Genomic DNA, 11575 nt, shown 5'->3' with positions numbered 1-11575 from the left:
GGGCTTGACCCGCGATGGGGGCATCACTATTCAGCTGCCGAGCATCCCCTGCAACACCCCACAATCAGCCGCATGCCAATCCACCAGTTGCGGCCACGGGTTGTCCGGCAGGTTCACCAGCACCGTGCGCGTGCCCGCCGCCCGGCCGCAGTCCAGGTCAAAGCGGTAATCCCCGACCATCACCATTTCGGCCGGGGCCACGCCCCACGCATGCGCCAGCTGCAACAGCCCACCCGGATGCGGCTTGGGCGGTGCGTCATCACGACCGAGCACATGCTCCACGGCAAAGCAGTCCGCCAGCCCGATCGCCTGCAGCGTCACATGCGCCAGCTCGCGCGCGTTGCGCGTCAGAATCCCCAGCGAGCAGCCCCGCGATGCCAGTTCGCGCACCAGTTCCACGGCACCCGGCGCAGCCCGCGAAGCGAGCGCCAGGTCCCGCTCGTGCTCCAGCAACCAGGCGTGCTTGGCCGCCGCCTCGGTCGCCGGCAACGCCGCCAGGTGGGTCAGGATGTCAGCCTGCGGCGGGATCTCCAGCGCCTCGCGAATCGCCGCAAAATCATGCACGGCCACGGTCAACGTGCCATCCATGTCGAACACCCAGTGACGGATCTGCTGCAGGCTCATGCCCAGTCCTTGCGCTGGCGGATCAGCCCTTCCTGGCACGACGACGCTACCAGTTGCCCGGCACGGTTGAAGATACTGCCGCGCGAGAACCCTCGCGCATTGCCCGCCCATGGGCTGTCCATGGCGTACAGCAGCCAGTCATCGGCGCGCAGGTTGCCATGGAACCACAGCGCATGGTCCAGGCTGGCCAACTGCATGTCGCGGTGCCACACCGATTTGCCATGCGGCATCAGCGCGGTGGTCAGCAGGCCAAAATCCGACGCATACGCCAGCATGTACTTGTGCAGCGCCGGGGAGTCGGGCAGGTTGCCGTCGGCACGAAACCAGACGTACTTCACCGGGTCGCCAGGCTTGGGGTTGAACGGGTCTTTCTCGGTCACCGGGCGCACTTCGATCGGCTTGGCGCACAGCAGCTTGTCGCGAATGTGCTCGGGCAACTGGTCGGCCATGCGTTGGGCCAGCTCCACCTCCGACGGCAGGTTGTCGGGGCCGACCACCTGCGGCATCTGCCCCTGGTGCTCGAAGCCTTGCTCGTCGTACTGGAACGATGCACTGCAGGTGAAGATCGGCTGGCCCTTCTGGATCGCCGTCACCCGGCGGGTGCTGAAACTGCCGCCGTCGCGCACCCGGTCCACCGAGTACACCACCGGCATCGAGGCATCGCCCGGGCGCAGGAAATAGCCATGCAACGAATGCACATGGCGCGCCTGTTCTACCGTCTGGCTGGCCGCCGACAGCGATTGGCCCAGTACCTGACCGCCATACAACTGGCGAAAGCCGAGGTCCTGGCTACGTCCGCGAAACAGGTTTTCCTCGATCGCTTCCAGACTCAACAGGTCGACCAGGTCGTCCAACACGTGGCTCATTCGAGATTCTCCAAAGCAAGGCCCAGGGCGCAAATAATACAGGGTTTGTCATTGGCGGCCTGTATGTTCTGCGATTCAGCCGCGCAGGGTGGCCTGCCATTGGGCGCGGCTGATGCGGTACAGCACATGGGGGCGCAATGGGTGGCCGGGGTCGAGCCGCGGGTGCTCGAAGTCACCAAGCGGGTCGGGGTGCATGCCGATGGCCTGCATCACCTTCTGCGACGCCAAGTTGCCCTGGGTGGTGAACGACACCACCTGCTCCAGGCTCAGTTGGGCGAACGCACAGCGCAGGCAGGTCCAGGCGGCCTCGCTGGCAAAGCCCTGGCCCCAGTGCCGACGCGCCAGGCGCCAGCCGATCTCCACTGCCGGCGTGAAGGCCGCGTCGAAGCCCACATGCAGCAACCCGGTCATGCCGATGAACGCCCCCGAGTCCTGGCGCTCCAGCGCCCACAGGCCAAAACCGTACTCGGCAAAATGGCCCCGAATGCGGCCAATCAGCGCCGCAGCCTCGACCCGGCTCAAGGGGGCCGGGAAATACTGCATCACCTGCGGGTCGGCGCACAGGGCAGCAAACTCGGTCAGGTCATCGTCCTGCCACTGGCGCAACCGCAGCCGCGCGCTGGTCAGCTCAAGTATCGGGGTCATGGCCTGCTCCGTGTTCAGTGCCCTGCAGTTTACAGCGTAGGCAGGGAATCCGGGCGAGCCGGCGCGCTCGCCGGTTTTTTCACATCCGCTTCACCCTTTGCCCACAGGCATTTACCTACCGTGCAGGCATTGCAGTGGCAAGCGGAGCGGTCCCATGTTGCACCCGGCATTACTTGAAGGCGCGCCCATCCCCGCGCGCACCCGTCGACGATGGCTGAGCCTGTCGAATCGAATGTTCGCAAGCCTGTGCGCAATCGCGGCACTGGCAATCCTCAGCCTGTGGCTGGACAGAGGGGTAGCAATCGTGGACCTGGGTAGCGAAAGTCAGATGCGCAGCAGCGGCGTGTACGCCGACTGGGCCAAGGGCGAAGTGATCGTGCTGGTACGCCATGCCGAACGCTGCGACCGCTCCACCAACCCCTGCCTGGACGACCCGCAGGGCATCACCCGCGCCGGCAGCCAAGCCGCCGCCCAGGTCGGTGAAGGCCTGCAGCAGCTTGGCCTGCAACGCACCGACGTGCTGGCCAGCCCGCTGCTGCGCACCCAGCAGACGGCACACTTCATGTTCGGCACCCTGGCCAACCGCGAAGACTGGCTGCAGCAGTGCAACCACGACTTTGCCGGCAATGCCCTGGCGCGCAAGGCGGCCGAGCGCAACCTGGTGCTGGTAACCCACAGCGGTTGCATCGACCAGCTCGAACGCCAGCTCGGTGTGCCGGGTGGCCAGCGTTCAAGCGACTATGCACAAGCCGTCTTCGTCTCGGTGGGGGCCAACGGCAAACCCCGCATTCTGGGGCGGATGAATGCACCCGAGTGGCGCAAGCTGCTGGCACGCAGGCGCCCTGAACATGACCCCACGCCAAGCGTTCTACCTGAACAACCTGGGCCTGCCGCTGCTGCTCGCGCTCGCTGTGTTCCTGCTTTTTGACCTGACCGAACTCGACCGCTGGATCAGCAACCTGTTTCTGGACCCTGCCAGCGGCCAGTTCGCCCTGCTGCACAACGCCTGGTTCGAGCGGGTGACCCACAAGTGGCCGCGGGTGCTACCGAACGGTACCGGCGAAGCAGCGCTGATCGGCTCCGTGCTGTCATTCGCCTGGCCGCGTTTTGCCGACCATCCGCGGGCACCTGCCACCCGCCTGCTGGAACGCACCCGGTTGGCCGCCTTGCTGCGCTTCACCACGCGCCACCGGCGCGACCTGCTGTACGTGGTAGTGGCCTTTGCCCTGTGCACCACAGTGATTCACTACCTCAAAAGCCACACCAGCGTGTACTGCCCGGTGGAAACCACGCTGTATGGCGGCCCTCACCTGCGCCAGGAATGGTTCGCCAACTTCGATCTGCTACACAAGGCCGGCGACGGGCGCTGCTGGCCCGGCGGGCATGCCTCCAGCGGGTTCACCCTGATGGCGCTGTATTTTGTCGCACGACGCTGGCGCTGGCGGCACGCCGGCAAGCTGCTGGGTTTCATCGTGCTGCTGGGTACGCTGTATGGCACCACCCGCGTGCTGCAGGGCTGGCATTACATGTCGCACACCTTCTGGGCCGCAATCTTCGTGTGGCTGACCAGTTGGGTCACGGCGCTATTCTTCTATGGCAGGCCTGCGCTGCAGGCACCGGCCCGCGCGCAGGCATGCCGCGTGCCTGCTGGCGCAGTGCCATCCGCCGACCTGCGGCCGGTGTAGAACGCTGGCGCGCGGCAGGCAGCAACTGGCAAGATCAAGGCCTGCCCCGGTTAGAAGCTGCCATGCCCCTGCCCCTGATCTACCACGACGACTACAGCCCGGACTTCCCTGCCGAGCACCGCTTCCCGATGGACAAGTTCCGCCTGCTGCGCGACCACCTGGTCGACAGCGGCCTGACCACCGACGCGGCCTTGCTGCGCCCCGAGATCTGCCCCAACGACATCCTCGCGCTGGCACATGATCGCAGCTACATCGAGCGCTACATGAACGGCGAGCTCAGCCGCGAAGACCAGCGCCGCCTCGGCCTGCCCTGGAGCGAAGCGCTGGCCAGGCGTACGGTACGCGCGGTCGGTGGCTCGCTGCTGGCCGCCGAGCAGGCCTTGCAGCACGGGATCGCCTGTCACCTGGCCGGCGGCACGCACCACGCCCACCACGATCACCCGGCCGGTTTCTGCATCTTCAACGACCTGGCAGTGATCAGCCGCTACCTGCTCGAAGCCGGGCGCGTGCACCGGGTACTGATCTTCGACTGCGACGTGCACCAGGGCGATGGCACTGCGCGCATCCTGCACGACACCCCGGACGCCATCACCGTGTCGCTGCACTGCGAACAGAACTTCCCTGCACACAAGGCGCAGAGCGACTGGGACATCCCGCTGCCACGCGGCATGGGCGACGCGGCGTACCTACAGGTGGTGGACGATGCGCTCAATTACCTGCTGGCGCTCTACCAGCCCGACCTGGTGCTGTATGACGCCGGCGTGGATGTACACAAGGACGATGCGCTGGGCTACCTGCAACTGACCGACGCCGGTGTCGCCGCGCGTGACGAAGCCGTGCTGCGCCATTGCATAGGCCGCGACATCCCGGTAGTCGGCGTGATCGGCGGTGGCTACAGCAAGGACCGTCAGGCCCTGGCACGGCGCCACGGCATCCTGCACCACAGTGCACAGCGGGTACTCAATTACCCACAATGACTGTGGAACCGCCTGTGGATAACCTGCGCGCAAGCCCTTCCCGCCCTTTGAATACGGGCCCTGCAGAGCACTGAGTGTTTTTTGTACAGTGCCTGCAAGGGCCTGCGTCGGGTAGAATGCCGGCTCTTTATCCCCAGCCTGCAGCCGCCCATGACCGACACTCGCCCAAACGCGCCTCCCACGTTGCCATTATCGGAGGCGGGCCGGCCGGCCTGATGGCCGCCGAGGTGCTCAGCCAGGCGGGCGCGAAGGTCGACCTGTATGACGCCATGCCCTCGGTAGGGCGCAAGTTCCTGCTGGCCGGCGTGGGCGGCATGAACATCACCCATTCCGAGCCCGCTGCGCCCTTTCTCTCGCGCTACGCCGAGCGCGCCGACGCGATCGGCGCGCTGTTGCAGGGCTTCGATGCCAGCGCCTTGCGCCAGTGGATCCACGGCCTGGGCATCGACACCTTCGTCGGTAGCTCCGGCCGGGTGTTCCCCACCGACATGAAAGCCGCGCCGCTGCTGCGTGCCTGGCTCAAGCGCCTGCGTGACGCCGGGGTAGTTATCCACACCCGTCACCGCTGGCTCGGCTGGAACGCCGACGGTGCGCTGCGGATCGCTTATCCACAGGGTGAACTGAGCGTGCAGGCCGATGCCGTGGTGCTCGCGCTCGGCGGTGGCAGTTGGGCCCGGCTCGGTTCGGACGCGGCCTGGCTGCCCTGGCTACAGGCCCGTGGCGTGGACATTGCGCCGTTGCAGGCGGCCAACAGCGGCTTCGAAGTGGCGGGCTGGAGCGAGGTGCTCAAAAGCAAGTTCGCCGGCGCCCCGCTGAAGAACATTGCCCTGAGCCTGGCCGGGCAGGTCCCGCGCCTGGGCGAGTTGGTGCTCACCGAACAGGGTGTGGAAGGCAGCCTGGTATATGCCTGGTCGGCGCAGATTCGTGAGGCGATCAACCGCGAAGGCCGCGCCACGGTGTTGCTCGACCTGTTGCCGAACAAGCCTGTGCACACGATTGAGGCGGCGCTGCGCAAACCACGCGGCTCACGCTCCATGGCCAGGCACCTGCACGGCCAGTTGGGGCTGGAGGGGGTCAAGGCGGCATTGCTGCGTGAGCTGACCGGGCCACAGGTGTTTGCCGATGCTGCGCAGTTGGCGGCAGCGATCAAGGCCTTGCCGATCGAACTGGTGCGCCCTCGCCCACTGGATGAGGCGATCAGCAGTGCGGGTGGGGTGAAGTTTGAAGCGCTGGATCAGGGCTTGATGCTGCGACAGGTGCCGGGGGTATTCTGTGCGGGCGAGATGCTCGACTGGGAGGCGCCGACCGGGGGTTACCTGCTCACGGCCTGTTTTGCCAGCGGGCGGGGGGCGGGGGTTGGGGTACTGGAGTGGCTGCGGCGGTGAGGCTTTCGCTGGCAATCCAGCTCCCACAGGTACCCAGCAGTACTCAAGAACGGTGACATTCCTGTGGGAGCTGGCTTGCCAGCGAATGGGCTGCAGCGCAGCCCCTGGCTATTTCAAGGCTTGCGCTTACGCGGCCCGGTATTGAACGTCGGCACCTTGCGCACCGGCTTGACCTGCGGCGCCACTGCGGGCGCATCACCGCTGTCGGTCCAACGCCCCAGGCTGCCTTTGCTGCCGCTCTGCTTGGGCTTCTTGGGCTTTTTCGGCTTCTTCACCACCTGCCCGCTGGCATCGGTCTCTGGCACACGGTGCTCAGGCACGAAATCCGGCTCTTCATGGCGCGGCAACGTCTTGCGCGTGAGCATCTCGATCGCCGACAGCATGTTCACCTCGTCGGCGCACACCAGCGAAATCGCCTCGCCGGTGTTGCCGGCGCGCCCGGTGCGACCGATACGGTGGATGTAATCCTCGGCCACGATCGGCAGGTCGAAGTTGACCACCAGCGGCAAGTCATCGATATCCAGCCCGCGCGCCGCCACGTCGGTGGCCACCAGGATCTGGATTTCACGCGCCTTGAAGCTGTCCAGCGCACGCTGCGCGTGGCCTGCGGGCGATCACCGTGGATGCCGTCGGCGTTCACGCCCTGCGCCTGTAACCGCTCCACCAGCGCGTCCACGCCATTGCGGGTCTTGGCGAACACCAGCACCTGCTTCCAGCGCTGCTTGCGCAGCAGGTGCATGAACAGTTCAGGCTTGCGCTTCTTGTCCACCGGCACGACCCACTGCTTGACGCTGCTGGCCGCCACATTGCGCGGGCTGACCTCGACGCTGAGCGGGTCATTGAGCATCTGCCCGGCCATCAGGCGGATCTCGTCGGAGAAGGTCGCGGAGAACAGCAGGGTCTGACGACGTGCCGGCAACGCGGCATAGATCGAGCGCAGCTCTTCGGCAAAACCCAGGTCGAGCATGCGGTCGGCTTCATCGAGCACCAGCGCCTGCAACTGCGAGAACTTCACCGCGTTCTGGCGAAACAGATCGAGCAGGCGCCCGGGCGTTGCCACCAGCAGGTCGATGCCCTTGCGCAGCTTCATCATCTGCGGGTTGATGCTGACCCCGCCGTACACCGCGTAGGTGCGCAGCGGCAGGTGCTCGGCATACTCGGCGATGTTCGCGTGCACCTGCTCGGCCAGCTCGCGAGTCGGTACCAGCACCAGCGCACGCACCGAATTGCTCGCGACCTTTTCACCCTCCATCACCAGGCGCTGCAGCAATGGCAAGGCGAAACCGGCGGTCTTGCCGGTGCCGGTCTGCGCGGCGGCCATCAGGTCGCGGCCAGCCAGCACGGCCGGGATCGCCGCCGCCTGTACCGGGGTCGGCGTGGTGTACTTGAGGGTGTCGAGCGCGCGCAGCAAGGGTTCAATCAGGCCAAGTTTGGCGAATGTCATGGCAATACCGTCAGGGGATTTCAGCAATAGCGCAAGTTTACCCTGTTCGGCGCTGCTTCACCGAGCTTCAATCGGCGGGCGGCAGGTACACGTACGTCAGGCGGTCCAGGCCATTGCCGACAAACAGCGACAGCGGCCGCCCCAACTGGGTGGCGCGTGAACGGCACAGGCCATAGATCTCGTTCAGGCTCGAATCGCGCGCCGACATCGGCGTCCAGCTCTGCATCCCGAGTGATCCCAGTTCGAAGATCATATGGTCGCGGTGCTTCTCGCGGCTGAAACTGACCGTCACCTGCCCACGCCCCACTTGATTGCGCAACCCGCCATCGGCGAATTCCAGGTGCACGGGTGTACGCCTGACCTTCTGGTCCGGGGTGCGCAGCGTCATCACGCCCTGGCTGTAGTCGAGCACTTCGAACGGCAGGTTGGCCCTGAACCGCACCGGCACCCGGCAATCGACCCGCGCACGCGCCGTGTTCTCGGTCAGCGAGCGCAGCGCTTGGCTGAGCGTGGTGTCGCTCTTGATCGCGATATCGTTGGGGAAGGCCAGGCGCAGCGCGATCGGCTCGTCCGGTCGATCCGCGAGGGTCAGGGTGACATTACCGGTGACCGCCTGGCGCGCAGCCTGCACGGCGTCGACCGTTGCCTGCAAAGCCTCGCGCCGTGCCGGGGTCAACAGGTCGCCGGGCAGGCGCAGGTTCAGCACCCACGGGTTATCGTCATCGGCCCATAGTTGCACCTGGGCCGGGTCGATCTGCTGCTCGGCCAGCAGGCTGCGAACCGCCTGCGCGTAGTACGCGTCCGCATGGCCATAGGTGTAGGGGTCGATCACCGACACCTGAAAACTCAGGCCCACTTCCTGCTCGTTGCAACCGGACAACATCCCCACCAATACGCCTGCCATGGCAATACGACGCTTCACTTGGACAACTCACCCCTCAAGGCGTCGACCGGTGTGGCCACGCTGGCAGGCACCTTGCGCCACTGCGGGAGCCCGATCAACACCACCGCGCCGATAATCACCGCCATCGCCAGGCATTCCTCTACCCCAATCTGCTCGCCGGCAAACACAATGCCCAGCAGCACCGCCACCGCCGGGTTCACATACGCATAGCTGGTGGCAGCGGCCGGACGCACGTGCTTGAGCAGGTACATGTAGGCGCTGAAGGCCAGGATAGAACCGAAGAACACCAGGTAGAGCAAGGCGCCCCAACCGGCGGCGGTCGGCATCTGGGTCATGCGCTCACCGCTGAGCGCGCTGCCCAGCAGCAACACCGCGCCGCCCACCAGCATTTCGGCAGCGCTGGCCATCGGCCCTGCCGGCAACGGCAGGCTTTTGCTCCAGACCGAACCAAAGGCCCACGACGCGGCGGCAAACAGGATCAGCGCAGCACCCAGCGGACTGGCCTGCAGGTTCGAGCCCAGGTTGAGCAACGCGATACCCAGCAGGCCCAGGCCGATGCCGGCCCATTCCAGGCGGGTGTTGCGGTGCCCGAAGAACAGCCCGAACAGCAAGGTGAACAGCGGCACGGTCGCGACCGCCAGGGCTGCCACGCCGGAGGCGACACCGGCATGCTCGGCCACGGTGACACCGCCGTTGCCGCAACTGAGCAGCAATACGCCGATCACACCGGCAGCCTTCCACTGCGCCCAACTGGGCGCCGGCACCCCGCGCCAGCGCAGGAAGGCGTACAGCAAACTGCCGGCCAGCATGAAGCGCACGCCGGCCATCAGCAGCGGCGGCCACGACTCCACGCCGATGCGGATCACCAGGTAGGTCGACCCCCACACCAGGTAAAGGGCCAGGAAGGCGCCGATCAGCAGCAACGGAAAGCGACGAGAGGCAGGCATGGGAGGCTCGAACTTATGATTGTGTGGCTGTAGTTTAAAAAGCTGAACGCGCAACTTTAAGCTACAAAGCCTGTTTATCGTGCTGGTATACATTCGAAAAAACGGATTTTCCCCTGATTCACCATCGATTCAAAAGCAGAGAAACCCACCCCATGGACAAATACGATCGCACCCTCCTTGCCGCGCTGCTGGACAATGGCCGCGCCTCCTTCGCCGAGCTCGCACGCAAGGTCAACCTGTCGGCACCGGCCGTGGCAGAACGGGTCGCCAAACTTGAAGCCAGCGGCGTCATTACCGGCTACCAGGCCAAGGTCGACATGAGCAAGATCGGCCTGCCGATCCAGTGCGTGATCGAGTTGCGCCTGGCCAGCCACGGCAACCAGCAGGCCTATGAAGACCTGACGCGCATCCCGCAGCTCACCGAGTGCCACCGCGTGACCGGCGACCCCTGCGTGATCATGCAGGCAGCGGTGGGCTCGATGCCGGAACTTGAAGAGCTGATCAACCGCGTGGCGCAGTTTGGCTTCAGCAAGACCTCGATCATCCTCTCCAGCGCCGTCGAGCGGCGGGTGCCGCTGGGTCAGCTGGAAGGCAATGGCAAGAAAGCCTAGCGATAGCGCTTGAGGGTTTCGGCGATTTTGGCGGCGGGGATTTTCTGCAAGCTGCAGAACAGTGGATGGGATACCTCGCTGATACCGTGGCGCTGGCGCAGTTCGCCGGCCAGGTGCTGGGCCAGGTTGGCGGCCATCTCGGCATCGGCCATGGCCCGGTGCGCGGTACCGGTGTCCGGCAGGCCGGCCCAACGGGTCAGGGTGCCGAGCTTGTGGTTGGGCGCGGCCGGCAGCAGGCGCCGCGACAACAGCATCGAACAGGCGAACGACTGCACCCGCGAACGGCCGATCAGGCCCAGCTCATAGTCCCAGAACTTCTGGTCGAACGACGCATTGTGCGCCAGCAGCGGCGTGCTGCCGACAAAGCTGGCGACCTCGTTCATCACCTGGGCATTGGCGGGCGCGCTGCGCAGCATCGCCGTGGTAATGCCGGTGAGCCCGGCGACGAACGCGGGCACCGGTATGCCGGCATTCATCAGGCTCTGGTAACGGTCGACGATGCGCCCGCGCTCCAGCATCACCACCGCCACTTCGGTGGCGCGGCAGTAGGCTCCCGGCGAGATACCGGTGGTTTCAAAGTCGATGACGGCAATACGTTCCACAAAAAACCTCGGGGTGAACTCAGTGCTTGAGCAAAAGTGCGCCTTCGATCGGCACATAGCGGCTGGCGGCGCGGATCAGCGAGTTGGCGGTCAGCCCCGGTACACCATAGGCCACCGCTTCGGCGCGTGGCGGTTGATCACCCGCTCGAGCAGCAGGTCGAAATCGCCGTCGCCCGAGGCCAGCACCACTTCGTCGACACGTGACGCGGCATCGATCACATCCAGGGTGATGCCCACGTCCCAGTCGCCCTTGGCCGAGCCGTCGCTGCGTTGAATGTAGGGTTTGAGTTTGACGGTGAAACCGAGGTTGCGCAGGATCTGCTGAAACTGCTGCTGCTTGCTGTCGCCGCGGTCGATGGCGTAGGCCACGGCCTCGACGATCTCGCCCCGCTGGCTGACGTCTGCCCAGAAGGCGGCGTAGTTGAAGTGGCAACCGTAAGCCTGGCGTACGGTGTAATAGAGGTTCTGGACATCGGCGAACACCGCAATCTTCTTCACCGCACTTCCTCGTCGCGCCAGGGGCCGACCGCGCATACCGGGGCCGTTCGGCGCCCAGTATGCCAGCCTGGAGGCTGCACGGGTATGCGTGCGGTCAGACGAAGGCGTCGTCGTCGGCGAAGAAGCCGCCACCGTCATCGGCGTAGTGGGTGTCTGTGAACCCGCCCTGGTCCTGGCTGTAGCCACCGTTGTCAGCCGTCAGGCGCTGCTCCTGGTTGCCACCCCAGCCGCTGTCGGCGGCCGGTGTCGGGGCTTCGTTGATCACCTCGGTGACCTCTTGCGGCGGCGATGAATGGTGGTTGAACAGGCTGCTGATGCCTTGCGCCAGCATCACCCCGCCGGCCACGCCGGCGGCAGTCTGCAGCGCCCCGCCGAGGAAACTGCTGG

The 11575-nt window shown here is 65.7% G+C and carries 12 protein-coding genes and 2 pseudogenes; 5 read left to right on the top strand and 9 right to left on the bottom strand.

The window, feature by feature from the left end; all coding sequences use genetic code 11:
- Nucleotides 1–30: 30 nt before the first annotated feature.
- The 3 genes from G3436_RS22990 to G3436_RS22980 form a co-directional block, all read right to left on the bottom strand.
- Complete coding sequence (locus tag G3436_RS22990; protein ID WP_163949872.1) at nucleotides 31–624, bottom strand: HAD family hydrolase; 594 nt, start codon at nucleotides 622–624, stop codon at nucleotides 31–33.
- Entirely contained in the window at nucleotides 621–1490 is an 870-nt protein-coding gene (tesB, locus tag G3436_RS22985) for an acyl-CoA thioesterase II (RefSeq protein ID WP_163949869.1), read from the bottom strand. The genes G3436_RS22990 and tesB overlap by 4 nt, the downstream gene beginning before the upstream one ends.
- A 75-nt stretch (nucleotides 1491–1565) precedes the next feature.
- On the bottom strand, nucleotides 1566–2135 hold the full coding sequence (locus G3436_RS22980; RefSeq protein ID WP_163949867.1) for a GNAT family N-acetyltransferase: 570 nt from the start codon (nucleotides 2133–2135) through the stop codon (nucleotides 1566–1568).
- Nucleotides 2136–2289: 154 nt separating this feature from the next.
- Here G3436_RS22980 and pmrG point away from each other — a divergent pair, with 154 nt between their 5' ends.
- From pmrG to G3436_RS22960, 4 genes are all read left to right on the top strand, one after another.
- Nucleotides 2290–3063 carry a lipopolysaccharide core heptose(II)-phosphate phosphatase PmrG gene (gene pmrG, locus G3436_RS22975; protein WP_163949864.1) on the top strand — a complete coding sequence of 258 codons (774 nt, stop codon included), beginning with the start codon at nucleotides 2290–2292 and terminating at the stop codon, nucleotides 3061–3063.
- Nucleotides 2984–3820, top strand: a complete 837-nt coding sequence (locus G3436_RS22970) for a phosphatase PAP2 family protein (protein WP_163949861.1) — start codon at nucleotides 2984–2986, stop codon at nucleotides 3818–3820. The genes pmrG and G3436_RS22970 overlap by 80 nt, the downstream gene beginning before the upstream one ends.
- 62 nt (nucleotides 3821–3882) lie before the next feature.
- The gene (locus tag G3436_RS22965) at nucleotides 3883–4797 is read left to right on the top strand and encodes a histone deacetylase family protein (RefSeq protein ID WP_163949859.1); all 915 of its coding nucleotides are present in this window, start codon (nucleotides 3883–3885) and stop codon (nucleotides 4795–4797) included.
- A 215-nt stretch (nucleotides 4798–5012) separates the two neighbouring features.
- Nucleotides 5013–6182 carry a TIGR03862 family flavoprotein gene (locus G3436_RS22960; RefSeq protein WP_243667271.1) on the top strand — a complete coding sequence of 390 codons (1170 nt, stop codon included), beginning with the start codon at nucleotides 5013–5015 and terminating at the stop codon, nucleotides 6180–6182.
- A 113-nt stretch (nucleotides 6183–6295) separates the two neighbouring features.
- On the opposite strand, the pseudogene G3436_RS22955 reads toward G3436_RS22960, so the two are convergent.
- The 3 genes and pseudogenes from G3436_RS22955 to yedA all read right to left on the bottom strand — a co-directional run bounded on the left by G3436_RS22955 (nucleotide 6296) and on the right by yedA (nucleotide 9477).
- Nucleotides 6296–7626, bottom strand: a pseudogene (locus G3436_RS22955) (DEAD/DEAH box helicase).
- 67 nt (nucleotides 7627–7693) lie between these two features.
- Nucleotides 7694–8548: a hypothetical protein gene (locus tag G3436_RS22950; RefSeq protein ID WP_163949854.1), complete on the bottom strand. Its 855-nt coding sequence runs from the start codon at nucleotides 8546–8548 to the stop codon at nucleotides 7694–7696.
- Nucleotides 8545–9477, bottom strand: coding sequence for a drug/metabolite exporter YedA (gene yedA, locus G3436_RS22945; protein WP_163949851.1), 933 nt, complete (start codon nucleotides 9475–9477; stop codon nucleotides 8545–8547). Before yedA ends, G3436_RS22950 begins: the two co-directional genes overlap by 4 nt.
- Before the next feature lie 152 nt (nucleotides 9478–9629).
- Between yedA and G3436_RS22940 the strand changes: the two genes are divergently transcribed.
- Complete coding sequence (locus tag G3436_RS22940; protein WP_163949848.1) at nucleotides 9630–10088, top strand: Lrp/AsnC family transcriptional regulator; 459 nt, start codon at nucleotides 9630–9632, stop codon at nucleotides 10086–10088.
- On the opposite strand, the gene G3436_RS22935 is transcribed toward G3436_RS22940, so the two are convergent.
- From G3436_RS22935 to G3436_RS22925, 3 genes and pseudogenes are all read right to left on the bottom strand, one after another.
- Nucleotides 10085–10690 carry an exonuclease domain-containing protein gene (locus G3436_RS22935; protein WP_163949846.1) on the bottom strand — a complete coding sequence of 202 codons (606 nt, stop codon included), beginning with the start codon at nucleotides 10688–10690 and terminating at the stop codon, nucleotides 10085–10087. The two genes, G3436_RS22940 and G3436_RS22935, sit on opposite strands and share 4 nt — an antisense overlap.
- A gap of 19 nt (nucleotides 10691–10709) precedes the next feature.
- Nucleotides 10710–11224, bottom strand: a pseudogene (locus G3436_RS22930) (LabA-like NYN domain-containing protein).
- 58 nt (nucleotides 11225–11282) lie between these two features.
- Nucleotides 11283–11575, bottom strand: a 293-nt coding sequence (locus G3436_RS22925; protein WP_163949844.1) for a DUF2076 domain-containing protein, incomplete at its 5' end; no start/stop codon positions are given.

The sequence above is a fragment of the Pseudomonas brassicae genome, from assembly GCF_010671725.1.
Lineage (GTDB): Bacteria > Pseudomonadota > Gammaproteobacteria > Pseudomonadales > Pseudomonadaceae > Aquipseudomonas > Aquipseudomonas brassicae.
The sequence above is the reverse complement of the archived record's forward strand: the minus strand, read 5'-3'. Positions and strand labels throughout refer to the sequence as shown.

Bases quoted from the DNA above. Each gene is read 5' to 3' on its own strand.
- G3436_RS22990 (WP_163949872.1), bottom strand. From the start codon at position 624: ATGAGCCTGCAGCAGATCCGTCACTGGGTGTTCGACATGGATGGCACG.
- tesB (WP_163949869.1), bottom strand. From the start codon at position 1,490: ATGAGCCACGTGTTGGACGACCTGGTCGACCTGTTGAGTCTGGAAGCG.
- G3436_RS22980 (WP_163949867.1), bottom strand. From the start codon at position 2,135: ATGACCCCGATACTTGAGCTGACCAGCGCGCGGCTGCGGTTGCGCCAG.
- pmrG (WP_163949864.1), top strand. From the start codon at position 2,290: ATGTTGCACCCGGCATTACTTGAAGGCGCGCCCATCCCCGCGCGCACC.
- G3436_RS22970 (WP_163949861.1), top strand. From the start codon at position 2,984: ATGACCCCACGCCAAGCGTTCTACCTGAACAACCTGGGCCTGCCGCTG.
- G3436_RS22965 (WP_163949859.1), top strand. From the start codon at position 3,883: ATGCCCCTGCCCCTGATCTACCACGACGACTACAGCCCGGACTTCCCT.
- G3436_RS22960 (WP_243667271.1), top strand. From the start codon at position 5,013: ATGGCCGCCGAGGTGCTCAGCCAGGCGGGCGCGAAGGTCGACCTGTAT.
- yedA (WP_163949851.1), bottom strand. From the start codon at position 9,477: ATGCCTGCCTCTCGTCGCTTTCCGTTGCTGCTGATCGGCGCCTTCCTG.
- G3436_RS22940 (WP_163949848.1), top strand. From the start codon at position 9,630: ATGGACAAATACGATCGCACCCTCCTTGCCGCGCTGCTGGACAATGGC.